Source organism: Neorhizobium sp. 05N33 (genome assembly GCF_056397445.1).
The window spans coordinates 82,932-105,231 of record NZ_JBFTNK010000007.1 but is presented as its reverse complement, the minus strand read 5'-3'; the positions used below and the strand labels follow the sequence as shown (position 1 = coordinate 105,231).

General features: G+C 61.1%; 29 protein-coding genes and 1 tRNA gene. 11 read left to right on the top strand and 19 right to left on the bottom strand.

From position 1 onward, the window contains the following. Nucleotides 1-27: 27 nt before the first annotated feature. The 4 genes from AC1DLT_RS18990 to AC1DLT_RS18975 all read left to right on the top strand — a co-directional run bounded on the left by AC1DLT_RS18990 (nt 28) and on the right by AC1DLT_RS18975 (nt 1,249). Nucleotides 28-321 carry a helix-turn-helix domain-containing protein gene (locus AC1DLT_RS18990; RefSeq protein WP_038541878.1) on the top strand — a complete coding sequence of 98 codons (294 nt, stop codon included), beginning with the start codon at nt 28-30 and terminating at the stop codon, nt 319-321. Between the two features lie 73 nt (nt 322-394). Next, a complete protein-coding gene (locus AC1DLT_RS18985) occupies nt 395-544 on the top strand; it encodes a hypothetical protein (protein ID WP_038541876.1) in 150 nt (49 codons plus the stop codon). 104 nt (nt 545-648) lie between these two features. Beyond that, complete coding sequence (locus tag AC1DLT_RS18980; RefSeq protein ID WP_038541874.1) at nt 649-837, top strand: hypothetical protein; 189 nt, start codon at nt 649-651, stop codon at nt 835-837. 335 nt (nt 838-1,172) lie between these two features. After that, nucleotides 1,173-1,249, top strand: a tRNA-Pro gene (locus tag AC1DLT_RS18975). A gap of 126 nt (nt 1,250-1,375) precedes the next feature. On the opposite strand, the gene AC1DLT_RS18970 is transcribed toward AC1DLT_RS18975, so the two are convergent. From AC1DLT_RS18970 to AC1DLT_RS18935, 8 genes are all read right to left on the bottom strand, one after another. After that, the gene (locus AC1DLT_RS18970; RefSeq protein WP_038541872.1) at nt 1,376-1,843 is read right to left on the bottom strand and encodes a BA14K family protein; all 468 of its coding nucleotides are present in this window, start codon (nt 1,841-1,843) and stop codon (nt 1,376-1,378) included. A gap of 99 nt (nt 1,844-1,942) precedes the next feature. Then, nucleotides 1,943-2,476, bottom strand: a complete 534-nt coding sequence (locus AC1DLT_RS18965; RefSeq protein WP_038541870.1) for a MerR family transcriptional regulator — start codon at nt 2,474-2,476, stop codon at nt 1,943-1,945. A 154-nt stretch (nt 2,477-2,630) separates the two neighbouring features. Beyond that, nucleotides 2,631-2,969 carry an integration host factor subunit alpha gene (locus tag AC1DLT_RS18960; RefSeq protein ID WP_007770264.1) on the bottom strand — a complete coding sequence of 113 codons (339 nt, stop codon included), beginning with the start codon at nt 2,967-2,969 and terminating at the stop codon, nt 2,631-2,633. Between the two features lie 121 nt (nt 2,970-3,090). Beyond that, entirely contained in the window at nt 3,091-4,062 is a 972-nt protein-coding gene (locus tag AC1DLT_RS18955) for a beta-ketoacyl-ACP synthase III (RefSeq protein WP_038585550.1), read from the bottom strand. A gap of 20 nt (nt 4,063-4,082) precedes the next feature. Beyond that, entirely contained in the window at nt 4,083-5,129 is a 1,047-nt protein-coding gene (gene plsX, locus AC1DLT_RS18950; RefSeq protein ID WP_038549014.1) for a phosphate acyltransferase PlsX, read from the bottom strand. 153 nt (nt 5,130-5,282) lie between these two features. Further along, nucleotides 5,283-5,849, bottom strand: coding sequence for a YceD family protein (locus tag AC1DLT_RS18945; RefSeq protein WP_038541865.1), 567 nt, complete (start codon nt 5,847-5,849; stop codon nt 5,283-5,285). 6 nt (nt 5,850-5,855) lie between these two features. Next, nucleotides 5,856-6,407: a ubiquinol-cytochrome C chaperone family protein gene (locus AC1DLT_RS18940; RefSeq protein WP_038549011.1), complete on the bottom strand. Its 552-nt coding sequence runs from the start codon at nt 6,405-6,407 to the stop codon at nt 5,856-5,858. Next, the gene (locus tag AC1DLT_RS18935) at nt 6,358-6,711 is read right to left on the bottom strand and encodes a hypothetical protein (protein ID WP_477487845.1); all 354 of its coding nucleotides are present in this window, start codon (nt 6,709-6,711) and stop codon (nt 6,358-6,360) included. The genes AC1DLT_RS18940 and AC1DLT_RS18935 overlap by 50 nt, the downstream gene beginning before the upstream one ends. Between AC1DLT_RS18935 and AC1DLT_RS18930 the strand changes: the two genes are divergently transcribed. Beyond that, a complete protein-coding gene (locus AC1DLT_RS18930; protein WP_477484655.1) occupies nt 6,632-7,150 on the top strand; it encodes an outer membrane protein assembly factor BamE in 519 nt (172 codons plus the stop codon). The two genes, AC1DLT_RS18935 and AC1DLT_RS18930, sit on opposite strands and share 80 nt — an antisense overlap. An 81-nt stretch (nt 7,151-7,231) precedes the next feature. On the opposite strand, the gene AC1DLT_RS18925 is transcribed toward AC1DLT_RS18930, so the two are convergent. From AC1DLT_RS18925 to ribH, 4 genes are all read right to left on the bottom strand, one after another. Further along, a complete protein-coding gene (locus AC1DLT_RS18925; RefSeq protein WP_247138141.1) occupies nt 7,232-9,373 on the bottom strand; it encodes a sodium-translocating pyrophosphatase in 2,142 nt (713 codons plus the stop codon). Nucleotides 9,374-9,592: 219 nt separating this feature from the next. After that, nucleotides 9,593-10,816: an MFS transporter gene (locus tag AC1DLT_RS18920; protein WP_477487764.1), complete on the bottom strand. Its 1,224-nt coding sequence runs from the start codon at nt 10,814-10,816 to the stop codon at nt 9,593-9,595. 33 nt (nt 10,817-10,849) lie between these two features. Continuing rightward, nucleotides 10,850-11,329: a transcription antitermination factor NusB gene (gene nusB, locus AC1DLT_RS18915; RefSeq protein ID WP_038593118.1), complete on the bottom strand. Its 480-nt coding sequence runs from the start codon at nt 11,327-11,329 to the stop codon at nt 10,850-10,852. A gap of 3 nt (nt 11,330-11,332) precedes the next feature. Beyond that, nucleotides 11,333-11,791 (bottom strand): 6,7-dimethyl-8-ribityllumazine synthase, encoded by a 459-nt coding sequence (ribH, locus tag AC1DLT_RS18910; protein ID WP_038541855.1) that lies wholly within the window; start codon nt 11,789-11,791, stop codon nt 11,333-11,335. A gap of 207 nt (nt 11,792-11,998) precedes the next feature. Between ribH and AC1DLT_RS18905 the strand changes: the two genes are divergently transcribed. Then, on the top strand, nt 11,999-12,520 hold the full coding sequence (locus tag AC1DLT_RS18905; protein ID WP_247137298.1) for a GNAT family N-acetyltransferase: 522 nt from the start codon (nt 11,999-12,001) through the stop codon (nt 12,518-12,520). Between the two features lie 15 nt (nt 12,521-12,535). Here AC1DLT_RS18905 and AC1DLT_RS18900 read toward each other — a convergent pair whose 3' ends face one another. The 5 genes from AC1DLT_RS18900 to AC1DLT_RS18880 form a co-directional block, all read right to left on the bottom strand. Continuing rightward, nucleotides 12,536-13,150, bottom strand: a complete 615-nt coding sequence (locus AC1DLT_RS18900; RefSeq protein ID WP_247137299.1) for a riboflavin synthase — start codon at nt 13,148-13,150, stop codon at nt 12,536-12,538. Continuing rightward, nucleotides 13,150-14,463, bottom strand: a complete 1,314-nt coding sequence (gene ribD / locus AC1DLT_RS18895) for a bifunctional diaminohydroxyphosphoribosylaminopyrimidine deaminase/5-amino-6-(5-phosphoribosylamino)uracil reductase RibD (RefSeq protein WP_247137300.1) — start codon at nt 14,461-14,463, stop codon at nt 13,150-13,152. Before ribD ends, AC1DLT_RS18900 begins: the two co-directional genes overlap by 1 nt. Nucleotides 14,464-14,465: 2 nt before the next feature. Beyond that, nucleotides 14,466-14,945 (bottom strand): transcriptional regulator NrdR, encoded by a 480-nt coding sequence (nrdR, locus tag AC1DLT_RS18890; RefSeq protein ID WP_007771094.1) that lies wholly within the window; start codon nt 14,943-14,945, stop codon nt 14,466-14,468. 62 nt (nt 14,946-15,007) lie between these two features. Continuing rightward, nucleotides 15,008-16,297, bottom strand: coding sequence for a serine hydroxymethyltransferase (gene glyA, locus AC1DLT_RS18885; protein WP_038541848.1), 1,290 nt, complete (start codon nt 16,295-16,297; stop codon nt 15,008-15,010). A gap of 177 nt (nt 16,298-16,474) precedes the next feature. Further along, entirely contained in the window at nt 16,475-17,806 is a 1,332-nt protein-coding gene (locus AC1DLT_RS18880) for a L,D-transpeptidase family protein (RefSeq protein ID WP_477487763.1), read from the bottom strand. A 419-nt stretch (nt 17,807-18,225) separates the two neighbouring features. Here AC1DLT_RS18880 and AC1DLT_RS18875 point away from each other — a divergent pair, with 419 nt between their 5' ends. Continuing rightward, nucleotides 18,226-18,447: a hypothetical protein gene (locus tag AC1DLT_RS18875; protein WP_038541847.1), complete on the top strand. Its 222-nt coding sequence runs from the start codon at nt 18,226-18,228 to the stop codon at nt 18,445-18,447. Between the two features lie 121 nt (nt 18,448-18,568). Then, nucleotides 18,569-18,805, top strand: a complete 237-nt coding sequence (locus tag AC1DLT_RS18870) for a hypothetical protein (protein ID WP_247137301.1) — start codon at nt 18,569-18,571, stop codon at nt 18,803-18,805. Nucleotides 18,806-18,937: 132 nt separating this feature from the next. On the opposite strand, the gene ldtR is transcribed toward AC1DLT_RS18870, so the two are convergent. Together ldtR and AC1DLT_RS18860 are read right to left on the bottom strand one after the other, a co-directional pair. Next, nucleotides 18,938-19,453 carry a transcriptional regulator LdtR gene (ldtR, locus tag AC1DLT_RS18865; protein ID WP_038549003.1) on the bottom strand — a complete coding sequence of 172 codons (516 nt, stop codon included), beginning with the start codon at nt 19,451-19,453 and terminating at the stop codon, nt 18,938-18,940. A gap of 233 nt (nt 19,454-19,686) precedes the next feature. After that, nucleotides 19,687-20,124, bottom strand: a complete 438-nt coding sequence (locus AC1DLT_RS18860) for a DUF6163 family protein (RefSeq protein ID WP_038585526.1) — start codon at nt 20,122-20,124, stop codon at nt 19,687-19,689. Between the two features lie 117 nt (nt 20,125-20,241). On the opposite strand from AC1DLT_RS18860, the gene AC1DLT_RS18855 reads away from it, so the two are divergent. From AC1DLT_RS18855 to AC1DLT_RS18845, 3 genes are all read left to right on the top strand, one after another. Then, nucleotides 20,242-20,622, top strand: a complete 381-nt coding sequence (locus AC1DLT_RS18855) for a cupin domain-containing protein (protein ID WP_477487762.1) — start codon at nt 20,242-20,244, stop codon at nt 20,620-20,622. A 93-nt stretch (nt 20,623-20,715) separates the two neighbouring features. Further along, nucleotides 20,716-21,729: a porphobilinogen synthase gene (hemB, locus tag AC1DLT_RS18850; RefSeq protein WP_247032091.1), complete on the top strand. Its 1,014-nt coding sequence runs from the start codon at nt 20,716-20,718 to the stop codon at nt 21,727-21,729. Between the two features lie 61 nt (nt 21,730-21,790). Beyond that, nucleotides 21,791-22,249: an RDD family protein gene (locus tag AC1DLT_RS18845; RefSeq protein ID WP_247137304.1), complete on the top strand. Its 459-nt coding sequence runs from the start codon at nt 21,791-21,793 to the stop codon at nt 22,247-22,249. The last annotated feature ends 51 nt before the right edge of the window (nt 22,250-22,300 follow it).

Here is a 22,300-nt window from a genome sequence, read left to right as displayed (position 1 = left end):
GGCGCCCAGCGCTCCAGATTCCCTATCATGCTGACGGTTTCTCAACTCCGCGCCGCACGCGCGATGACAGGAATGACGGTGGAGGAGTTGGCCGCCGCGTCAGGGCTTTCCAAATCTGCGATCGAAGAAGCCGAGGCCTCGCAAGTCTTCGCAAACGCCGGCGTCACCGATCGGTTGCGTTCAATCTTCGAGTCGAAGGGCGTGCTTTTCCTCGGCGCGGGTGAGGACGATGCGGGCGCCGGGCCGGGGCTCAGGCTGCGCCAGCAGTTTCACGACGAGGGAATCCGCCCCCAGAACCTCAACGCCGCAAACGACGACTGAAATCGCTGCAGCGCGGGAACTCTTTGAGATCTCACGCGTTTCCCCGCCGCCAGACAACGTGCAGGGGGTACGCATGACACGCATCAATAACCTTTATCTCATTATCGGCGCCTTGCTTGTCGCCGTCGTCGGCCTCGGTTTTTACGTCTATCGCGAAGAAACCAAGCCCAGAGGCGTCGAGCTCAGCATCGGCCAGAATGGTATTAAAGTCCAAGAAAAGTGAGGGTTCGTTAGAGGATACATTATTAACGATAGAAGCTCAGAGTTGTCCGGAACAAAATTTGCCACGCGAGTTTAGGTTCGAACAAGCAAGAAAAGGGGATACTTATGTCGACGCATATGAATCTCGACGATATCGATAGTAAAGGCTTGAAGAAAGTCTGGAGCGTTGCGGAGTTCGCAAAGCGCTATCGTATCGATCAAGAGGAAGAAATCCGCCTTCTGAAACTTCTCGGACCTTTTGCGTCTCAGCAAGAACTCTTGATGAATGCAAGCCGGGCGCCGCGTTTTCGCTAAGCATTACATAGATACCGCAGCTAATCTTTTAGCCCGCCTTCATGCCGAAGTTTCCAGCATGCGCAACTTCGTTTTATATCTAAGATTATCTTCCGCAGAAATCTCTGCAATCCCCTTATAGTTGGTCTTCCGAGCGGTTAACCGCGGCTGCAGCCTCGGTGATGCCCGTGCCGCTGCCCACGACGAAGGCTTTCGCGATGCCCGAGTTCGGACGCGGCTTTTATGTTCACCGGCGCGTTCTTATGCCGACCACCCTCTTTTTCTTCCGATCGAAGGATTTTGAGCTTGCGCCGGCAAAGCGGAGCGACTAGGGAAAACATGCTCATTGAGCAGGTCGGGGCGTAGCGCAGCCCGGTAGCGCACTTGACTGGGGGTCAAGGGGTCGTCGGTTCAAATCCGGCCGCCCCGACCAATTAAATCCCCTTGAAATCTCAGTCAGATCAAAAACCTTTTCCGAGAACCGGGACTTCCTCACGTGATTTACCCGCCCCACCGGATTGGCAGGGCAGGCTGACGTTGTTATCCGGTTCAACGGATATCAGTAGGGCGAATAGCACTGCTGGCGCGGGCCGTAATAGGGCTGGAACGTGTTATCGTAGGCCCTGTAGGACCGGTAGCGGGCATAGCACCAGTTTACGTGTGCATTGCCCCCGACATAACGCCGGGGGGCGTAGTAGCGCGGTCGGTAGTAACGCGGAGCGTATCTCGGTGCATAACGCGGCTGGGCCAGCGCGCCGCCGATGATCGCGCCAAGGGCAAGCCCTCCGATGATCGCACCGGCATCCGGGCCACGGCGATGGCGGCGGTAATAGCGGTCGCCATCGTAGCGGTCGCGGTAGTAGCGACGCCCTTCCCAGCCGTCACGATCGCGCCAATACTGCACCTGCTGGATATCCTGGGACGCTTCGATCCTCGGGGCGGCGATCGACGGGAAAGCCTGGGCCGGAACGACACCGCTAAAGGCCGTAATCAGGGATAAAACGGCGACGGCGAGCTTCTTCTTCATAATTCACCTCCTCTGATTTTCCTTATGAAGAAATGATCCTTCATTTCTCCTGAACCAGAGGTGAATGGTAAATTTTTCTTAACTTTGCCGCGAGTTGGATTAGCGAACCTGATCCAGGAGGCGTTTGCATTCCAGAAGATCGAACAGCGCCTCCTGCAACAGGGCGCGGTCTTCCTTGCCGATGCTGGACTTGCCGATCGACACTTCCACGTCGTCCTCGTGGGTGCCGCCGAAGCCGAAAAAGCGGCCGCTCGGCTTCACCTTGGGGCGGCCGACGATCTGATCCTCTTCGGCGGTGCTGATCTTCGGCTCGACCTGCTTTTCGCTGTTTGCCGCCATGATCGCTTCCATCGTGGCGAGATCGCCGGACGCGATCGCCGAGACGAACTTGTTGCCGTTCATCTTCAGAAGCTTCTGCACGCCTTTTATGGTGTAACCGTGATCGTAGAGCAGGTGACGGATACCCTTCAGGAGATCGACGTCCTCGGGACGATAATAACGCCGCCCGCCGCCGCGCTTCATCGGCCGGATCTGCGGGAAACGCGTTTCCCAGAAGCGCAGCACATGCTGCGGCAGGTCGAGGTCGTCGGCGACCTCGCTGATCGTACGAAAGGCGTCCGGGCTCTTCTCCAAAGGTCACACTCCAAACGGCAGGCTGCCCATGCCCCAAGGGCAGACTCATAGCCTCCAATTCATGCGCGGATTATGCGCCGAATCGGACATATCTCAACGGCTTAAGCCGGGAGATTCAAGCATGTTCACAGGATTGCGGAAAGGGCGCCGGGGTTCAGGCGACCGGGCTTGCCGGCTTCAGTTTCGCCTTGCGCGCCGTGTGCGCCTTGAGGATACGGCTCTTCAGTACATTGGAGGCCTTGAACGTCATCACCCGACGCGGAGAAATCGGCACTTCCTCGCCGGTCTTCGGATTGCGGCCGATCCGCTCGTTCTTGGAACGCACCTGGAAGGTCGCGAAGGAGGAAAGCTTGACCACCTCGCCCCGCACGATCGCGTTACAGATCTCGTCTATGACCGTCTCAACGAGCTCGGCCGATTCCGTCCGCGAAAGTCCGACCTTGCGGAAAACCGATTCCGCCAGATCCGCGCGTGTTACTGTCTTGCCGGCCATGATCCCCGCCCAATTTTCGAAATTGATCTTATCAAAGCCGATAGAGAGTATTTTGCTTGAGCGCGAGGGTCAAGCACCTGTGCTCAATCGCTTATTTACGTTTCGGCCAATCATTGCAGCCCTACCAGCGGACCAGCAATGCGCCCCACGTAAAACCGCCGCCCATGGCTTCGAGCATCACCAGATCACCCTTCTTGATGCGCCCGTCGGAGGCGGCAACCGAAAGTGCCAAAGGAATCGATGCAGCCGAGGTATTACCATGCAGATCGACGGTCACGACGACCTTTTCCAAAGGAATGCCGAGTTTCTTCGCCGAGCCGTCGATGATGCGGCGGTTGGCCTGGTGCGGCACCAGCCAGTCGAGATCGTCTGCCGTCGTGCCGGTCGCGGCGAACGCGCTGTCGATCACGTCGGTGATCATGCCGACCGCATGCTTGAAGACCTCGCGGCCTTCCATGCGCAGATGTCCGACCGTGCCCGTCGAGGACGGGCCGCCATCGACATAGAGCTTGTCCTTATGCGAGCCGTCGGAGCGCAGATGAGCGGTGAGCACGCCTCGGTCGGCAATGGTCCCCTCGCCTTCCGCCGCCTCCAGCACCAGCGCACCGGCGCCATCGCCGAAAAGCACGCAGGTGGTACGATCCTTCCAGTCGAGGATGCGGGAAAAGGTCTCGGCGCCGATCACCAGCACACGCTTTGCCATTCCACCGCGGATATGCAGATCGGCGGTCGCCATCGCGTAGACGAAGCCGGTGCAGACCGCCTGCAGATCGAAGGCGTAGCCGTGGGTCATGCCCAGCCGATTCTGGATATTGACGGCGGTCGCCGGAAAGGTGTTGTCGGGCGTCGAGGTCGCGACCAGCACGAGATCGATGTCATCCGGCGTCAATCCGGCATTGTCGAGCGCCGCACGCGCCGCCTGCTCGCCGAGAGAGGCGGTCGTCTCGCCCTCGCCGGCAAGATAGCGCTGACGAATGCCCGTGCGCTGCACGATCCATTCGTCGGAGGTCTCGACGATGTCTTCCAACTCGCGATTGGTCACTACCCGCTTCGGGAGCGCTGCCCCGTAACCGCGAACCACTGAACGGATCATTCTTAACTCACATCCTGTCGTCATGCCGCTTCGGGGCCAGCCGGGGGCTGGCGACGGGCATGGTAAATTGCCAGATCCTGCCGGATCTTCGCGTTGAGATCGTTGCGTGCCATGTCATAGCCGACATCGATCGCGGCAGCAAAACCGTCGGCATTGGCACTGCCGTGGCTCTTGATGACGATGCCGTTCAAGCCGAGGAACACGCCGCCGTTGACCTTGTTCGGATCCATCTTCTCGCGCAGCCTGTCGAAGGCGGGCTTGGCCAGAAGGTAGCCGATCCTGGCCAGCAGCGTGCGCGACATCGATTCGCGCAGAAGCGTGGCGATCTGCCGGGCCGTGCCCTCCGCCGCCTTCAGCGCGATATTGCCGGTAAAGCCTTCGGTCACCACCACATCGACGGTGCCCTTGCCGATGTCGTCACCTTCGACGAAACCGTGATAGGCGATCGTCGGCAGGTTGGCCTCGCGGATCAGCCGCCCGGCCTCCTTGACCTCTTCCTGGCCCTTCACCTCTTCGACACCGACGTTCAGAAGCCCGACGGTCGGTCGGTCCACTTCGAAGAGGGAGCGCGCCATGGCCCCGCCCATGATCGCAAAATCGAAAAGTTGCTGAGCGTCGGCACCGATCGTCGCGCCGATATCGAGGACGATGCTCTCGCCCTTGAGGGTCGGCCAGATGCCGGCGATCGCCGGGCGCTCGATATTGGCCATGGTGCGCAGGCAGAACTTCGCCATCGCCATCAGGGCGCCGGTATTGCCGGCGGAAACCACAACCTCAGCCTCGCCGAGTTTCACCGCCTCGATCGACCGCCACATTGTCGAGACATAACGGCCGCGGCGCAAGGCCGCGCTCGGCTTCTCCTCCATGCTGACGGCCAGTTCGCATTCGTGGAAGACGGATTTATCCCGCAGTTTTGGATATTTCGCCAAGACCGGCTCGCATTGGACCTTCAGCCCATAGATGAGGAAGGTCACATCCGGGTGGCGTTCCAGTGCCTTGGCGGCACCGGCAATGACGACCTCGGGACCAAAATCGCCGCCCATGGCATCGATAGAAATTCTGATCACGCGTCCCTGATCCTTATCTTCGCCGAACGCACGCCCCAATCGGGGACCATGCGCCAGTTCTCACGTCTCCAACGGCCCTTCGCTCCTCATGCGGGGCCGTGTCGGCGAATTCGTGGCCAAAATATAGTTTTTGCTGTCGCTTACAACCCGTCCTCAATCCTTTTTCCAGTCCTTAAGGACGGCAAAGGGATTGGGGCGTCCGGACTTTTCATCCGGATCGCCTTCCAGGTGATCGGCGAACTCGACGCCGGGTTCGCGGGGATAAGGATCGATCGCAAGTGCTGCGAATTCGGCCACCACTTCGCCGACATCGATCGTGTCGCCGACAAACATTTCGGGAAGATCGGGACCATCGGGATCGATCACCATCTCCGCCGTATCGCTGGTCACGACCCGCGCGAGCTTCGACCCTTCAGGCACGAAGATCTGCTCGAACGGCTCGTCTATCTTCGATGCCACCGGCTCGAGCGTGACGACCGAGGACTGGACGATATCGGCCTGGACGCGTCCCTTGAGACGCACCCCGTCCTTCTTCCAGCGGGCGATCTGCAGCTCGGCCTTCAACGAACCGACCGAAACGACCTGCCACAGCTTTGCGAGACCCACGAGCTCGCGCGCATCAGCCTCGAGCTTCACGGTCACCGCATTGGCGGAAATATTCCCGACTTTGACGGGATAGGAAAAGGGAGGCTTTTCGCCTGCGCCATGGTCGTTCTTCATCAAACCTCACTCTTCTCGCGGCAGCGGGCCCGGCAGGGGCAAAACCGCGTGCCCGCGGGAAATCTCATCTTCGGAAATCCCGGCGAGCGCCCTCTCTGCAACGATCATCCAGTCCGCCAGCCCTCGCATCCCAGGCGCATCCTCCGTCTTGGGATAAATATTCCGGCTGAGGGCCGCCGCAAGCGCTCCGCTGTCCTTGCCTTCAAGAGCGGCGGCATAAGTCTCCACCCGGCCATAAAACATCCCGGCCAGCTTTTTCATGCGCTTCGGCACGCTCTGGTCGCCGATGCCGAGCTCGCGGATGGAGTGGTCGATATCCTGGAAAAAAGCGTCGACGATCTCCTGGGCCAGCTCCTGCCCGCTCGAATCGGACTTCGCGGTGCGCCGGAAGAACAGGATCATCACGATCGAGAGCATCTCGAAACGGCCCATGACCGTGTCCGGTACGTCCAGATCGCTATAGAAGAACGGTACACGCGCCATCGACGTCAAGGTCGAGTATTGGCGGTCAACAATCGCGTGGTTTTGGTTTTTCTTCTTGAAAAGGCCAAAGATCATCTGAATTCCCGTTATTTGCCTCCAGGAATGGGCCAGCCTGCCGCCGGCCATGTTGCATGGAAACGAAAGCTGGTTTACCGAAGCATGCACGAATTGCAATGCCGTTCCGCCGGATCAGCGAACGGGGTGGGATCTTCGCGGCCTTAACATCCAGGTCGGGATTGGTCTTATGTCCCTGAATAGCCACAATGGTAGGGTCAGCAGGGGCAGGTTGAGTTTGGGGGATGCCGTTGAACAAGCGGGTTTTCGGATACGAGATGACATTCTTGAGTAAAACCGCGATGGCAATGGTCGTCGCATCCATCACCGTCTCGGGTTGCACGTCCATGCATATCGGCGACACCATGTATAACGGCTACGTGGTCGACCAGAAATCGCTGGAACTCATTCCGGTCGGGTCGAGCCGCGAGCAGGTGCTGCTGACGATGGGCACACCCTCGACGACGGCCACCTTCGATACCGAGGTGTTCTACTACATCTCGCAGAAACGCGAGCGCGCCGCGGCCTTCATGAAGCCGAAGATCGTCGACCAGACGGTGCTCGCCATCTATTTCGACAAGGACGGCGTCGTCGCCCGTCGCGCCAACTATGCGATGCAGGACGGCAAGGTGTTCGACACGATTTCGCGCACGACACCGACCGGCGGCCGCGACCTCACCTTCCTGCAGCAGCTGCTTTCCGGCGGCGGCTCCGGCGCAGGCGGGGCAGCAGCCCGCAGCATCCTGTCCGGCTTCGGCAAGTAAGCACCGGAAAACGGATACAAAAATCCAAAAGCCCGCGAGGATCACTCCTCGCGGGCTTTTTTGTCTGGCTTGGTTCAGAGATCAGCCGGCAAGCACCGCCAGTAGCAGAAGTGCCACGATATTGGTGATCTTGATCGCCGGGTTGACGGCCGGGCCCGCCGTATCCTTGTAAGGATCGCCGACGGTATCGCCGGTAACGGATGCTTTATGAGCTTCCGAACCCTTCATGTGGCGAACGCCGTCCTTGTCGACGAAACCGTCCTCGAAGCTCTTCTTGGCATTGTCCCAGGCGCCGCCGCCCGAGGTCATTGAGATCGCCACGAACAGACCGTTGACGATAACGCCGAGCAGCGATGCCCCGAGGGCAGCAAAGGCAGAAGCCTTGTCGCCGCCGGAGATCAGCAGAACGCCGAAATAGACGACAATCGGCGCCAGAACCGGCAACAGAGACGGAATGATCATCTCGCGAATCGCAGCCCGGGTCAGGATGTCGACGGCGCGGCCATAATCCGGCTTTTCAGTCCCCGCCATGATGCCCGGCTTTTCGCGGAACTGCTTGCGCACTTCCTCAACGATCGAGCCCGCGGCGCGGCCGACGGCGGTCATCGCGATGCCGCCGAACAGGTAGGGGATCAGGCCGCCGAAGATCAGGCCGGCGACGACATAAGGGTTGGAGAGGCTGAAGGAGATTTCGCCGATGCCTTGGAAATATGGATACTGGGCGGGGTTGGCGGCGAAATATTGCAGGTCATTGGAATAGGCGGCAAACAGAACCAGAGCACCAAGGCCCGCGGAACCGATCGCGTAACCCTTGGTGACGGCCTTGGTCGTGTTGCCGACCGCATCGAGCGCATCCGTCGACTTGCGCACTTCCGGCGGCAGGTGCGCCATTTCGGCGATGCCGCCGGCATTGTCGGTGACCGGACCGAAAGCGTCGAGCGCCACGATCATGCCGGCAAGGCCAAGCATGGTGGTGACGGCGATGCCGGTGCCGAACAGACCGGCGAACTGGTAGGTGGCGATGATACCGCCGACGATGACGATCGCCGGAAGGGCGGTCGATTCGAGCGAGACCGCAAGGCCCTGGATGACGTTGGTGCCGTGACCGGTCACAGAGGCCTGGGCGATCGAGTTCACCGGGCGCTTGTTGGTGCCGGTATAGTATTCGGTGATGACGACGATCAGCGCCGTCACCACGAGACCGAGAAGGCCGCAGATGAAGAGGTTCGTACCGGTGATCGGCTTGCCGGCGACGGTGCCGATCGTGCCCCAGCCGATGGTGATCGAAGTGGCGATGGCGAGACCGACGATCGACAGCAGGCCGGTGACAATGAGGCCCTTGTAGAGCGCGCCCATGATCGAACCATTGGAGCCGAGCTTGACGAAAAAGGTGCCGATGATTGAGGTGATGATGCAGGCGCCGCAGATCGCCAGCGGGTAGACCATGACGGTTGCGAGGATCGGCGCGCCGGCGAAGAAGATTGCCGCAAGCACCATGGTGGCGACGACGGAGACCGCATAGGTTTCGAAGAGGTCGGCGGCCATGCCGGCGCAGTCGCCGACGTTATCGCCGACGTTATCGGCAATCGTCGCCGGATTGCGTGGATCGTCTTCCGGAATGCCGGCTTCCACCTTGCCGACGAGATCGCCGCCGACGTCGGCGCCCTTGGTGAAGATACCGCCGCCGAGACGGGCGAAGATCGAGATCAGCGAAGCGCCGAAGCCGAGCGAGACGAGCGCGTCGATGACTTCACGCGAGCCGGTCGGATGGCCGAGGCCGGCGGTCAGAATCCAATAATAAATCGAGACGCCGAGGAGAGCGAGGCCTGCTACCAGCATGCCGGTGATGGCGCCGGATTTGAAAGCGATGTCGAGACCGGCCGCAAGGCTTTGGGAAGAAGCTTGCGCCGTGCGCACGTTAGCGCGGACCGAGACGTGCATGCCGATGAAGCCGGCAGCGCCCGAAAGCACGGCGCCGATGACGAAGCCGACCGCAGCGGTGCCGGACAACAGAACCCAGGCAAGGATCGTCACGACGACGCCGACAATGGCAATGGTCATGTATTGACGCATCAGATAGGCCTGTGCGCCTTCACGGATATATCCGGCGATCTCCTGCATGCGGATACTGCCCTGATCGGCAGCAAGCACGGAACGCGTCGCCCAGACGGCATAAATGATCGATAGCAACCCGCACACGATCACACCCAGAATTACAGTCATTCGCTTTTCCTCTCCCTTAGCGCCGGGTGGTCCATACCCTCCGGCCGTGCACCCCTGCAGCGGCGCACATCCACGGGATGAGCAAAGACCGCCGCAATACTCCATAGTGCGCATTCCCGCGCAGCCGACCGCTCCCCTCCCAAGGAATCCGGGATCGCCTGCGCGGACGGGAGATTGCGGTGGAGATGAATTGGCGTCAAGCCCCGAAGGGACAAGACTCTAGGCGGATTTCACGGAAGAGCGTTTGAACATCAGCGCCAGCACCAGACCGAGGCAGACGATCGTGACCGGCCAGATGATCAGATTCATGAACGACCAGCCATAGGCGGTAAAGATCTTGCCCGAGGAGAAGGAGGATAGCGCGACGGTGGTGAACAGGATGATATCGTGAAAACCCTGCACCTTGTCGGCCTCGTGCGGACGGTAGCTGGAGGCGACGATCGCAGTCGAGCCGATGAAGGCGAAATTCCAGCCGATGCCGAGCAGCACCAGAGCGCCCCAGAAGTTCCAGAGCTCGATGCCCATATGGGCGATCACGGCGCACCCCATCAGGATCACCAGCCCGGCGGCGACGATCTTTTCGACGCCGAAGCGGGAAATCAGCATGCCGGTGAAAAAGCTCGGCGCGAACATGGCGAGCACATGCCACTGGATGCCGAGGGTGGCCATTTCCGACGGGAAACCGCAGCCGATCACCATGGCAAGCGGCGCGCCGGTCATCATGAAGGTCATCAGTGCGTAGGAGGAGATGCCGCAGATCATGCCGGTCAGGAACCGCTGGGTGACGACGATCTCGCCGAGCGGGCGCGCAGGCACCGAAGCAGTGTGACTGCCGCTCATCTGCGGCAGTTTCAGCGGCGACAGCATCACCAGCGCGATCAGATAGAGCGGAATGACGGCCACGAAGGCGCCGGCGAACAGCACTGGCGACAGCAGGTCCTTGGTCCAGATCGCAAGTTGCGGTCCGAGAACCGCCGAGACGATGCCGGCCGCGAGAATCCAGGAGATCGCCTTCGGCTTGTAGAATGAAGGCGACGCGTCGGCAGCGGCAAAGCGGATCTTCTGACTGAAGCCGTTGCAGAGGCCGATCAGAAGCAGGCCGGTCGCAAAGAGCCAGAAGTTCGCATGGAAGAGCGCGATCGCCGCGGTCGCGGCACCGAGCGCTCCGAGGACCGAGCCCAGCATGAAGCTCGTCTTGCGGCCGAGGAACCGCGAAGCGATGGCAACCGCGATAGCGCCCGCCGCCATGCCGATATTGAAACCGGTCAGCGGCGCCGTCGCCAGCGACTTGTCGTCGCCGAGCAACTGGTACCCGACGAGGCCGCCAAGCGCGAAGACCAGAGGCGGCGCCGAACCGAGGACGGCCTGGGCCCCGACCAGCAGGGCGACGCTGCGCCGGGCGGTGTTCATCTGTGTCTGAAGACCGTTCACCGCACCGTCCATGCCTGTCCCATCCCGACTTGTTTTTTTAGTTTGTTATTTCTTGGTTTCGCCGCGTACCTGCTTGGCAATGCGATCGAGGACGGCGTTGACAATGCGGGGCTCTTCCTCTCCGAAGAAGGCGTGAGCGATCTCGACATATTCGGTAACGATGACGGCTACCGGCACGTCCTTGCGCTCGAGGATTTCGAACGTACCGGCGCGCAGGATGGCCCGCAACGTCGAATCGAGACGCGACAGCGGCCAGTCTTCCTGCAGCGAGGCGCGGATCAGCGGATCGATCTTCACCTGGTCGCGCACGACGCCGGCAACGATCGAGCGGAACCAGGAGGCGTCGGCCTTCAGATAGGTGTCGCCGTCGAGTTCCTGGCCGAGGCGGTGCGCCTCATATTCGGCAACGACCTCCAGCACGCCGGTCCCACCGACATCCATCTGGTAGAGCGCCTGCACAGCCGCCAGGCGGGCGGCGCCGCGCTGGTTTGCCGGCTTGACCGGGTGTTCGCCTTCCTTTGCCATCAATCAACCACCGTTCAGCTTGTCACGCAGCGCGATCATGGTCAGCGCCGCACGGGCGGCGAAGCCGCCCTTGTCCTTGTCCGAACGGCGGGCACGCGCCCAGGCCTGTTCGTCGTTCTCGCAGGTGAGGATGCCGTTGCCGATCGCCAGCGATTCCGACACGGCGAGGTCCATCAGGGCACGGGAGGATTCGTTCGAGACGATGTCGAAATGGTAGGTCTCGCCGCGGATGACCATGCCGAGTGCGACGAAACCGTCGTAATCGGTGCCGCCCTCTTCCGACGCATCGAGCGCCATGGCGATTGCCGGCGGGATTTCGAGCGCACCCGGAACGGTGACCACGTCATAGGTCGCCCCGGCCGCCTTCAGCGCATGGGTCGCACCGTCGAGCAGCGCATCGGACATATCGTCGTAGAAACGCGCCTCGACGACGAGGAGGTGTGGAGCGGTTTCGCGTGACATGATTCACCTTTGTTCAAATCGGCCCAGCATGAGATCGATATCGCCTTCAAAGCGGGCCGATAGTCATATGGGTCTCGGGCAGGTGGCGGTCAAAACACGCTCTGAGGGGAATGGCAAGCAATTTTCGCTGAACGCAGCGATGCGAATCGGGAATACCTGAGCGAGCAGCGATAAAGATCGGTGCCATCCCGCACCATGGAGCCCGCCATGACCACCATCCCGACCCTCGAAACCGAACGGCTGATCCTGCGTCCTCATCGACTGGAGGAGTTCGAGACCTATGCGGAATTCTGGGCCGAGCCGGACGTGGTCCGCTATATTTCCGGCATCCCCTCGTCCCGCGAAACCAGCTGGAGCCGTATGCTGCGTGTCAACGGCATGTGGCACCTGATGGGTTTCGGGTTCCTGGCGATCGAAGAGAAGGCAACCGGGCGTTTTCTCGGCGAAGCGGGCTTCCAGGATATGCGCCGCGAATTTCAGCCCTCGATCGAGGGGACGCTCGAGACCGGCTGGGCACTCATCCCTTCCGTCCATGGCCGCGGTTACGCGACCGAGGCGGTGGGCGCGATGATCTCCTGGGGCGAAGCACATTTCCCCGATCGCAGGATGACCTGCATCATCAGCCCTGAAAACGGCGCGTCGCTGAGGGTCGCTGCGAAGCTCAGCTTTCGCGAGTTCGCCCGCGCCGACTACCATGGCCCGATCGTGGTGATGGCGCGCGAAAACTGAGCGGCCGGCAAGCCGTCAGCTTTTCGCCGGGAATTCCGCAAGCCGTGCTGCGTAACGCGCCATCGTATCGACTTCGAAATTGACGAAATCACCCGCCTTGCGATCACCCCAGGTGGTGACGGCGAGCGTGTGGCGGATCAGCAGAACGTCGAAATCGGTGCCCTCGACGGCGTTGACGGTCAGCGAGGTGCCATCCAGCGCTACCGAGCCCTTCGGAGCCACAAATCGGGCAAGCGCTTCGGGTGCCCGAAGACGGATGCGGACCGCCTCGCCTTCATGTTCAATGCCGAGAATTTCCGCCTTGCCGTCGACATGACCGGAGACGATATGGCCGCCGAGCTCGTCGCCGATCTTCAGCGCCCGCTCGAGATTGACGCGCGTGCCCTCGGTCCATTCAGCGATCGTCGTCAGCCGCAGCGCCTCTTCCCAGGCCTCGACCTCGAACCAGCGCTCGTTGCTGCCTTCGTCCGGCAGGTTTGTCACCGTCAGGCAGACGCCGCCATGGGAAATCGAGGCGCCCATGTCGATGGTTTTCGGATCGTAGTTGGTGGCGATCCTGAGCTTGACGCCTTCGTCCATGGGCGTCGTTGCCGCGACCGTGCCGACATCGGTGACAATTCCGGTGAACATCAGAAACCTCTTTCGTATTCGAAGCAGCGATCCGGCCCGAAGCTTTCCTCGCGCACGAGCTTAAATCCTGCCGGCATATCGGATGGCGTCAGCGGCGATTCAAGCCCGCCCTCGCCGACAATGCCGGCGCCCTGGAACAGGAGGATGCGGTCGACGAGATCTGCTTCGAGGAATGTCTTTGCGATGGCTGCGCCGCCCTCGACCAGAAGCGAGGACATGCCGCGAACCGCGAGGATCGCCAGGAGGATGTCGAGTTCGGTGCTCTCCATGATCTCGACGCCGGCCGATTGGAGGGCCGCGGCCTTCGTAGCCAGATCACCTTTGGCGGTGGAGCGCGGAGCGGCACCCCCCTCTACCCTGCCGGGCATCTCCCCCTCAAGGGGGGAGATCGGCAAGGAGCCTGCACCTTGCGCAACTCCAGCCGACTCGTCTGCCGCACCGATATCGGAGCTTGAATGGGACGGATGAGCCTGCCGCTGGTCGATCTCCCCCCTTGAGGGGGAGATGCCCGGCAGGGCAGAGGGGGGTGTCGCCCCACTCTCAACCGACAAGGCAGAACCCGGCGCAGCCACGACAATCACCGGCACGTCCCGCGCACTCCTCACCAGCTTGGAATCCAGCGGCAGTTCAAGCCGACGATCCAGCACGATGCGGATCGGAGAGCGTTTCTCCAGCCCCGGAATGCGCACCGTCAGCTCGGGATCATCCGACAGCACCGTGCCAATACCGACGAGAATCGCATCGGCTTCGGCCCTCAGCCGGTGCACTTGCGCCCGCGCCTCGGGTCCGGTGATCGACACTTCCTCGCCGCGGCGGCCGAGCATGCCGTCGGCGGAAACGGCAAGCTTCAGAGTCACATGCGGGCGGCCCTTCGTCTGGCGGGTGAGGTAAGCGGCGAGCGCCCGGCGCCCCTCGTCCTCCATCAGGCCGGTCTCCACGATAATCCCGGCATCGCGCAGGATCGCAATCCCCCGCCCGGAGACGCGCGGATCGGGATCGGTCAGCGAGATGACGACGCGAGCGACGCCCGCCTCGACAAGCGCGTTGGCGCAAGGTGGGGTGCGGCCGTAATGCGAGCAGGGTTCGAGCGTGACATAGACGGTCGCTCCCCTCGCCTTCTCTCCGGCAATATCAAGCGCCTGGGTTTCCGCATGCGGCCGCCCGCCGGGCGCAGTGACCGCGGAGCCGACCACCTCGCCGTCCTTGACGATCACGCAGCCGACCGAAGGATTGGTGCCTGTCTGACCGGTATGAAGGCGCGACAGGCGCAGCGCCGACGCCATGAACCACCGGTCTTCGGCAGCGCTCGTCATGGCTACGGCTCGATGCCGGGATCGCGGGCGATCTTGGCGTTGATCTCCTGGATCACCTTTTCGAAATCCTCCGCATGGGAGAAATCGCGATAGACAGAGGCGTAGCGCACGAAGGCGACGTCATCGAGGCTTTTCAATGCTTCCAGCACCTGCAGCCCGATCTCTTCCGACGAAATCTCGTTCTCGCCCGAGCTCTCGAGTCGACGCACGATGCCGGAAACCGCCCGCTCGATGCGGTCGTTGTCGACCGGCCGCTTGCGCAGCGCGATCTGGAAGGATCGCACCAGCTTGTTGCGGTCGAACGGCACCTTGCGGCCGGTCTTCTTGGTGACCATCAGTTCGCGAAGCTGCACGCGCTCGAACGTCGTGAAGCGGCCGCCGCAATCCGGGCAGATACGCCGCCGGCGGATAGAGGTGTAATCCTCGGCCGGACGACTATCCTTGACCTGCGTGTCTTCCGAACCGCAATAGGGGCAGCGCATCGCCTCTCCTTAGGCTTGCAAGAGGGACCGCGAGATGCGGCCCCCATTGGTACCAGTTGGGATCACATGTAGGGATACATGGGGAAGCGGCCGGTGAGCGCCACGACCTTGTCGCGCACGGCGGCTTCGACGCCGGCATTGCCTTCGTCGGAGTTGGCGACCTTCAGGCCGTCGAGAACCTCGATGATGAGATTGCCGATCTCCTTGAATTCCGCTTCCTTGAAACCGCGCGTCGTGCCGGCCGGCGTCCCGAGGCGGATACCGGAGGTGACGAAGGGCTTTTCCGGATCGAAGGGAATGCCGTTCTTGTTGGTGGTGATGTAGCCGCGGCCGAGAGCCGCCTCGGCGCGTTTGCCGGTGGCGTTCTTCTTGCGCAGGTCGACCAGCATCAGGTGGTTGTCGGTGCCGCCGGAGACGATGTCGAGGCCACCGGCCATCAGCGTTTCGGACAGCGCCTTAGCATTCTTGACGATCTGGGCGGCATAATCCTTGAAGTCTGGCTGCAGCGCTTCACCGAAGGCGACAGCCTTGGCGGCGATGATGTGCATCAGCGGACCGCCCTGGAGGCCCGGGAAAACGGCCGAGTTGAACTTCTTGGCCAGTTCCTCGTCATTCGTCAGGATGACGCCGCCGCGAGGGCCGCGCAGCGACTTGTGGGTGGTCGTGGTGGCGACATGGCAATGCGGGAACGGCGACGGATGCTGGCCACCGGCAACCAGACCGGCGATATGGGCCATGTCGACCATCAGATAGGCGCCGACCGAATCGGCGATCTCGCGGAAACGCTTCCAGTCCCAGATGCGGGAATAGGCGGTGCCGCCGGCGATGATCAGCTTCGGCTTGGTTTCCTCGGCCTTGCGCTGCACCTCGTCCATGTCGAGCAGGTTGTCGCCTTCGCGCACGCCGTAGGAGACGACATTGAACCATTTGCCCGACATGTTGACCGGCGAACCGTGGGTGAGATGCCCCCCGGAATTCAGGTCGAGACCCATGAAGGTATCGCCGGGCTGCAGCAGCGCCAGGAACACGGCCTGGTTCATCTGGGAACCAGAATTCGGCTGGACGTTGACGAAATTGACGCCGAACAGCTTCTTGGCGCGCTCGATGGCGAGTTCCTCGGCGATATCGACGAACTGGCAACCGCCGTAATAACGCTTGCCCGGATAACCTTCCGCATATTTGTTGGTCATGATCGAACCCTGCGCCTCAAGCACGGCGCGGGAAACGATGTTCTCCGAAGCGATCAGCTCGATTTCGTGGCGCTGGCGACCCAGTTCCTTCTCGATCGCGCCAAAGATTTCCGGATCGGATTCTGCGAGCGGGCGGGAGAAGAAGACGTCGGTGTTCGACATGTGCGAGGCTCCTCAAAGGGGTGGGCATTGCAATGTCGCGTCTTAGCCTTACGCCTTGCGCAGAGCAATACGGGGAACGACATTTGCTCGCCGGAAGACGCGGAGATGCTCTTAGAAAACGAAAAAGCCGCACCCTTGGCGGATGCGGCTTCTCATGGACGGAAAAAGAAGCAGATCTTATTGCGGCAGCAGATCGTCGTCGGCAGCACCGGCCGGCTTTTCTATGCCGGTGGTCGTCTGCAGCGCCAGTTCCTGGTTGCCGTCACGCTCGTAGATATCGTCGCGGAACTGCACGACACGGTCCTTTGCAGACCAGGCGGTGATGTAGACGATATAGACCGGCACTTCGACGGCAAGCTTGATCGGGTTGTTCTGGCGCGTCGAGATCACCCGCTCGATCTCCTGGCGCGACCAGCCGGTTGTGTCGCGCAGCAGCCAGCTGATGAGGTCGCGGACGTTCTGAACGCGCATGCAGCCGGAGGACTCAAAGCGCATCAGCTTGTTGAACAGGCCCTGCTGGGGCGTGTCGTGCATATATTCGTTGTTCGGGTTGTGGAAGTTGATCTTCGTCGAGGCCATGGCGTTGATCTTGCCGGGATCCTGCCGGAACATCAGGTTCGGTGCCTTCGGCGCGAACCAGTCGACCGTTTCCGGCGCTACTTCGTTACCCTTGCCGTCGATCAGGCGGATGTTGTTACGGGTGAGATAGGTCGGGTCCTTGCGCATCAGCGGCACGATGTCCTTCTCGACGATCGAGCGCGGCGCGGTCCAATAGGGGTTGAGGATGACCTCGTAGATCTTCGAGTTGATGGCGTGCGTCGGACGGTCGATGCGCCCGACGACAGCATTGGTGCGCAGCGCCACGCGGTCGTTTTCAACAGCCTCGATATAGGCGGCCGGAATATTGACCATCACATAGCGGGGGCCGAGATCGCCCGACATGGACTGCAGGCGCACCAGGTTGGTTCCGAGCTGGCGCAGGCGCACGTCGGCCGATATGTTCATCGCCTTGACGGTAAATTCGCCCATCACGCCGTCGGCGGGCAGGCCGTGGCGGGCCTGAAAACGCTTGACCGCGCCGTCGACATAGCTGTCGAACGAGGAAGACATGCCTGCCTCGCGCGGCAGGTCGCCCGATATCATCAGGCGCTGGCGCAACTGCTGCACGGACGGATCGACGACGCCGAGGCGCAGGCGCTGCTGGCCGGGATTGACCTCGGGCCAGCCGCCGTTTGCAACGATCTGCTGGTAGTCGACCATCGCCTGCTGGATGTTCGCCGGTCCGCCGGCGCCGAGCACCGGATTGTTGGAGACGACATTGACGGCGGTTCTGGATGCGGCCTTGGCGTCGAACTGGTCGTCCCAGGTGCCGCGGCGAGGCGCATTGATCAGATCATCCATCGCCGTCTGGGCGAATGCAGGCGCTGCAAGTGCGGCAACACCGGCAGAGACGGCCGTGCGAAGCAAGGCACGGCGGGAAAGAGCTTCAGATCCGATCTTCTTCGACATCATAGTACCCATCTGGTCCCGAGCAGCATCAAAGACGCCTACAGGGATATGGTTAAGAACGCGCAAAAAATTAGCGCAGCCGCAAAGGGCTTCGTCGTCATCGCAATGTTATGAAAGCGCGAATTCCCGCCGGCCCGTTGCATCCAGCCGGTCCCATAGCAATATGGCCAATTCGTGTCAGGTACTTGCGCGTCACAAAGCCGTGTTGGCACGTGATTTTTTCAAGCGGCATATGCGCCACACCCCGCAAGCGCCAGCGACTCCGGAAGTTCTCCCGGACCGTCGATCCGGGACCTGCTTTTTTTAAGAAACCGGCCAAGCATTCCGGACACAAAACCCTCGTTTGAAAACGTAAAAGCCGTAAGCCTGGGACAAGCGGCTTGGCTAAAAGTTGCCCGTCAAAGTAAGGAATATGAGAATTGAACTGGTACCCGATCGAAGCCCTTGAGCCTGGAAAGCTGGCCGTCCTGCATTTTCGCGACGAAACCGCGCCGCAATGCGTCGGCTATGTCGGACAGGACGGCGTCTGCGGATGGCCCGAAAAGGTGACGGGCCGCAGGCCGGACGGGTGGCTCGACCTTTCCTCACTGTTTGCGGGCATGACAACCGAAATACGCCGGGCCCCGGCGGCCACGTTGTAAGCAGACATTACGCCGCAAACGGACGTAACGGCATGTATTCCGACGCCCATGGCAGAATACGGCTATCAACCCGGCCCCCATACTGGTAGGCACCCCATACATCACCCATTGGAGAGCTACCGTGACCCTGGACGAAAAATACCAAATTATTGTCAATGCTTTCCAGAACAACAAGTTTGGCGTCTCGCCGACCTCCACACGCGGGGCCGTCCAGAATTATTGCAAAAAGCACGGTCTCCAGGGCGAAGATTATACCGAGACCCTCGCCTTAGCCATGACTGCCGGTTTGATTGCCCAGATGGCGGATTCCGCCCTCACCATCCGAAACGCCGGCCGCGCCCTGCTCGCCCAGCGATAACCTGGATCTGCTGAGCGGCTATGCGGCTTGCACGCAAACAAGCGTAACGGCGCGTCTTCCGACACCCCGTTACGCTTTTGCGTAGCACCGCATGACTGGAGGTAATGGAGTGTTTCGCAAGCCCCCGGTGGATTAAAGGCGGTAAAGGATCTGGTCGTTCCAGAAGCGGTCGAGGCGCTGGAGCAGCTTGTTCATCTGAGAGAATTCGCCCTCGCCGATGCCGCCGACCTTTTCGATCGAGCCGATATGGCGCTCGTAGAGCTTGCCGACGGTTTCTGCGATCGCCTGGCCTTCCGGCGTCAGGCTGATGCGGACCGAGCGGCGGTCGATGCGCGAGCGCTGGTGGTTGATGAAGCCGAGGTCGACCAGCTTCTTGACGTTATAGGAGACGTTCGAGCCGAGATAATAACCGCGGGAGCGCAGTTCGCCGGCTGTCAGTTCCGAATTGCCGATGTTGAAAAGCAGGAGCGCCTGGACGGCGTTGACGTCGTCGCGACCCTGGCGGTCGAACTCGTCCTTGATCACATCGAGAAGGCGGCGGTGGAGGCGCTCGACCAGATGCAGCGATTCCATGTAGAGGGCGCGAATGGTGTCTTCATGCGGATCTGCTACTGCCGGTGCCGCCTGCGGCTTCAGTTTCGTGTTCATCATGACTGCCTCATCCTGTTTTGTTTGGCGGTGTTTGTTTCTTCCCGCCTTGAGACAGACACTATCCAATACGCATAAAATTCGACTTAAAACATAGGCTTAACAAGCGCTTAACGCGTTCGTTCGAATCCCGGCCCGCCCTTGCCGGCCTGGGATGCGATCATTCAGATTTAAAATAAATCAATCACTTAGCGGCGAATTTCTGGTCAATTCAGGCCGTCAAAGCTTTAATTTCAAGGTGAATCAATCCTTACGCGCTCCGCCTTGCGGCGCGCCTCGACCCATAGTGAGAGCCGAAATACGACATAGAGCGCTGCGACGAGGCCGTGCATGAGAGGCACGAGCCGGTTGTGTCCGAAAATCTCCGGCCAGACGATATACATCGACACCTGCGAGATTGCAGCGATCGTCCAGAGCACAGGCCCCCAGGAAACGGTGAGCCAGAGGCCAAGCGAGGCGACTGGAAACAGCACGGCAAGCGAAGACGCCGCCACCTTCCAGGGAAGCGTCAGCAGATCGAAGCGGGCCATGCCCTTCAGCGAATAACCGACCAGCATCGCCCAATATTGCAGGCCGAACCAGAAACAGGCGATCGCGATCAGCCTGAGGAAGGCCACGTAGAGAATTTCGGTCAGCGTGCGCTTCGGCACCGTGAGTGAATCGGGTTCCATGGGACTACATTAGCCGCCACGGTCGCCGCCCGCCAGTACCAGCCTGTCGTCTGCACGATCGTTCAAGAGCCCCGCGCCTTGTCCTGATAGGGTTTGCCGTCAATCAAAGGAGAAGGCATGACCCAGCGGAACTTTTCACATACGCCAATAAACCTCGCCGAGAAGCTGGCACGGATACCCGATCTCTGGCAGCAGCGCGTCGTCGCCGAAATGAACGACTACCAGTTCAAGCTCGTCCGCATCGAAGGCGATTTCATATGGCACGATCACCCGGAAACGGATGAAGCCTTCATGGTTATCGAAGGCCATTTGCGGATCGACTTCCGCGACGGCAGCGTTCACATCGGTCCAGGCGAAATGTTCGTGGTGCCGAAGGGGGTGCAGCACAAGCCGTTCGCTGAAAAGGAGGTGAAGATGATGGTGATCGAGCCGCGTGGCGTTTTGAACACCGGCAACGAGGGCGGCGAACGTACGGCTCAAAACGATCTCTGGATCTAGCCCGGGCCTCAACTGCGGCGATCGTTCCCATTCGCAAATGGCGTGCTGCATGATAATGACGCGCGCACGGGAAGAGAAGTTGGAGACTTTGCCATGGACAAGACGCATCTGGTCGACGAGATCACCGGCCACCGCCGCATGCGGCGCAACCGCAAGGCCGACTGGACGCGTCGGCTGGTGCAGGAGAACCGGCTGACGGTCGACGATCTGATCTGGCCGATCTTCATCGTTCCGGGCACCGGCATCGTCGATCCAATCACCGCCATGCCGGGCGTAAACCGCATGAGCGTCGACAAGGCGGTCGAGGCGGTGAAGGAAGCGGCCGATCTCGGTATTCCGGCGATCGCCACTTTCCCCGATATCGAGATGGAACTGCGCGACGAGACCGGCTCCAACAGCCTGGTCGCCAACAACCTGATCAACCAGGCGACCGCCGCTTTCAAGAAAGCCGTGCCGAATATCGGCGTCATCACCGACGTGGCGCTCGATCCGTTCACCAGCCACGGCCATGACGGTATCCTCCGGGACGGCATCATCGTCAACGACGAGACGGTCGACCAGATCGTCCGCGCCGCCGTCATGCAGGCGGATGCCGGCGCCGACATCATCGCGCCGTCGGAAATGATGGACGGCCGGATCGGCGCCATCCGCCGCGGGCTGGATGCGAGCGGCCACCAGGATGTCGGCATCATGTCCTACGCGACCAAATTTTCGTCCGGCTTCTACGGCCCCTATCGCGAGGCGATCAACACCAGCGGTCTCCTGAAGGGCGACAAGAACAGCTATTACATCTCGCCGGCTAACGGCACCGAAGCGGTGCGGGACGCCGCCCTCGACGTCGAGGAAGGCGCCGATATGCTGATGGTCAAGCCCGGCATCGCCTATCTCGACATCTGCTGGCGCATCAAGGAAGCGTTCGGCCTTCCCGTCTTCGCCTATCAGGTCTCCGGCGAATACACGCAGATCAAGGCCGCCGCGATGAACGGCTGGATCGACGGCGACCGGATCATGATGGAGACGCTGCTCTGCTTCAAACGCGCCGGCTGCGACGGGATTCTTTCGTATTTTGCGATGGACGTGGCCAGGAAGCTGGCGAAAAACGGATAAGCCTTGTTGCCGCGGCGGTCTCTTCCCATATCATCGGGGAGAAACAGGAGATGTTGAAACGATGAGCCTCGACCCGAACCCGGCCTATGCCGCACCGGACGACTGGCGCGCCTATAGTGGCGTTCTTTCTCGCCGGGTGTTCGCCTTCATCATCGACTATGTGATCGTGCTCTTGCTGTGCATTCCGGCTGCCGTCGTGGTGTTTTTCCTCGGCATCATCACGCTCGGCCTCGGCTTCATGCTCTATCCGGTGTTGTTCGTGATCGTCGCGCTTCTCTATTTCGGGATGACGCTCGGCGGCTCGGCTCAAGCTTCGCCCGGCATGCGCGCCATGGGGCTCGCCATGGTGCGGCTCGACGGCCGGCGGATGGATTTCCTCACCGCTATGGCCCACACCGTGATCTTCTGGATCATCAATTCGGTGCTGACCCCGCTCATTCTGCTCGCGGGCCTGTTCATCGAGCGTTCGCGCCTCGTGCACGACCTGCTGCTCGGCACTGTCGTGGTGCGTACGTCGTAACGATTACGCTACTGGCCGAAAGTTTATGGCACTAGCCTGCTGCCTGCCGCA

What these genes read in the sequence shown, in the direction of transcription:
- AC1DLT_RS18940 (WP_038549011.1), bottom strand. Translation starts at nt 6,407, where the DNA reads ATGATCTTTGGCCTTTTCAAGAAGAAAAACCAAAACCACGCGATTGTT.
- AC1DLT_RS18955 (WP_038585550.1), bottom strand. Translation starts at nt 4,062, where the DNA reads ATGATCCGTTCAGTGGTTCGCGGTTACGGGGCAGCGCTCCCGAAGCGG.
- nrdR (WP_007771094.1), bottom strand. Translation starts at nt 14,945, where the DNA reads ATGCGCTGCCCCTATTGCGGTTCGGAAGACACGCAGGTCAAGGATAGT.
- AC1DLT_RS18925 (WP_247138141.1), bottom strand. Translation starts at nt 9,373, where the DNA reads ATGACTGTAATTCTGGGTGTGATCGTGTGCGGGTTGCTATCGATCATT.
- AC1DLT_RS18935 (WP_477487845.1), bottom strand. Translation starts at nt 6,711, where the DNA reads ATGGATGCGACGACCATTGCCATCGCGGTTTTACTCAAGAATGTCATC.
- nusB (WP_038593118.1), bottom strand. Translation starts at nt 11,329, where the DNA reads ATGGCAAAGGAAGGCGAACACCCGGTCAAGCCGGCAAACCAGCGCGGC.
- AC1DLT_RS18980 (WP_038541874.1), top strand. Translation starts at nt 649, where the DNA reads ATGTCGACGCATATGAATCTCGACGATATCGATAGTAAAGGCTTGAAG.
- AC1DLT_RS18960 (WP_007770264.1), bottom strand. Translation starts at nt 2,969, where the DNA reads ATGGCCGGCAAGACAGTAACACGCGCGGATCTGGCGGAATCGGTTTTC.
- ribD (WP_247137300.1), bottom strand. Translation starts at nt 14,463, where the DNA reads ATGACGAGCGCTGCCGAAGACCGGTGGTTCATGGCGTCGGCGCTGCGC.
- AC1DLT_RS18930 (WP_477484655.1), top strand. Translation starts at nt 6,632, where the DNA reads ATGCCGTTGAACAAGCGGGTTTTCGGATACGAGATGACATTCTTGAGT.
- glyA (WP_038541848.1), bottom strand. Translation starts at nt 16,297, where the DNA reads ATGTCGAACACCGACGTCTTCTTCTCCCGCCCGCTCGCAGAATCCGAT.
- AC1DLT_RS18920 (WP_477487764.1), bottom strand. Translation starts at nt 10,816, where the DNA reads ATGGACGGTGCGGTGAACGGTCTTCAGACACAGATGAACACCGCCCGG.
- AC1DLT_RS18985 (WP_038541876.1), top strand. Translation starts at nt 395, where the DNA reads ATGACACGCATCAATAACCTTTATCTCATTATCGGCGCCTTGCTTGTC.
- ribH (WP_038541855.1), bottom strand. Translation starts at nt 11,791, where the DNA reads ATGTCACGCGAAACCGCTCCACACCTCCTCGTCGTCGAGGCGCGTTTC.
- AC1DLT_RS18990 (WP_038541878.1), top strand. Translation starts at nt 28, where the DNA reads ATGCTGACGGTTTCTCAACTCCGCGCCGCACGCGCGATGACAGGAATG.
- AC1DLT_RS18860 (WP_038585526.1), bottom strand. Translation starts at nt 20,124, where the DNA reads ATGGAACCCGATTCACTCACGGTGCCGAAGCGCACGCTGACCGAAATT.
- AC1DLT_RS18900 (WP_247137299.1), bottom strand. Translation starts at nt 13,150, where the DNA reads ATGTTCACCGGAATTGTCACCGATGTCGGCACGGTCGCGGCAACGACG.
- AC1DLT_RS18845 (WP_247137304.1), top strand. Translation starts at nt 21,791, where the DNA reads ATGAGCCTCGACCCGAACCCGGCCTATGCCGCACCGGACGACTGGCGC.
- AC1DLT_RS18855 (WP_477487762.1), top strand. Translation starts at nt 20,242, where the DNA reads ATGACCCAGCGGAACTTTTCACATACGCCAATAAACCTCGCCGAGAAG.
- AC1DLT_RS18970 (WP_038541872.1), bottom strand. Translation starts at nt 1,843, where the DNA reads ATGAAGAAGAAGCTCGCCGTCGCCGTTTTATCCCTGATTACGGCCTTT.
- AC1DLT_RS18905 (WP_247137298.1), top strand. Translation starts at nt 11,999, where the DNA reads ATGACCACCATCCCGACCCTCGAAACCGAACGGCTGATCCTGCGTCCT.
- AC1DLT_RS18945 (WP_038541865.1), bottom strand. Translation starts at nt 5,849, where the DNA reads ATGAAGAACGACCATGGCGCAGGCGAAAAGCCTCCCTTTTCCTATCCC.
- AC1DLT_RS18880 (WP_477487763.1), bottom strand. Translation starts at nt 17,806, where the DNA reads ATGTCGAAGAAGATCGGATCTGAAGCTCTTTCCCGCCGTGCCTTGCTT.
- hemB (WP_247032091.1), top strand. Translation starts at nt 20,716, where the DNA reads ATGGACAAGACGCATCTGGTCGACGAGATCACCGGCCACCGCCGCATG.
- ldtR (WP_038549003.1), bottom strand. Translation starts at nt 19,453, where the DNA reads ATGAACACGAAACTGAAGCCGCAGGCGGCACCGGCAGTAGCAGATCCG.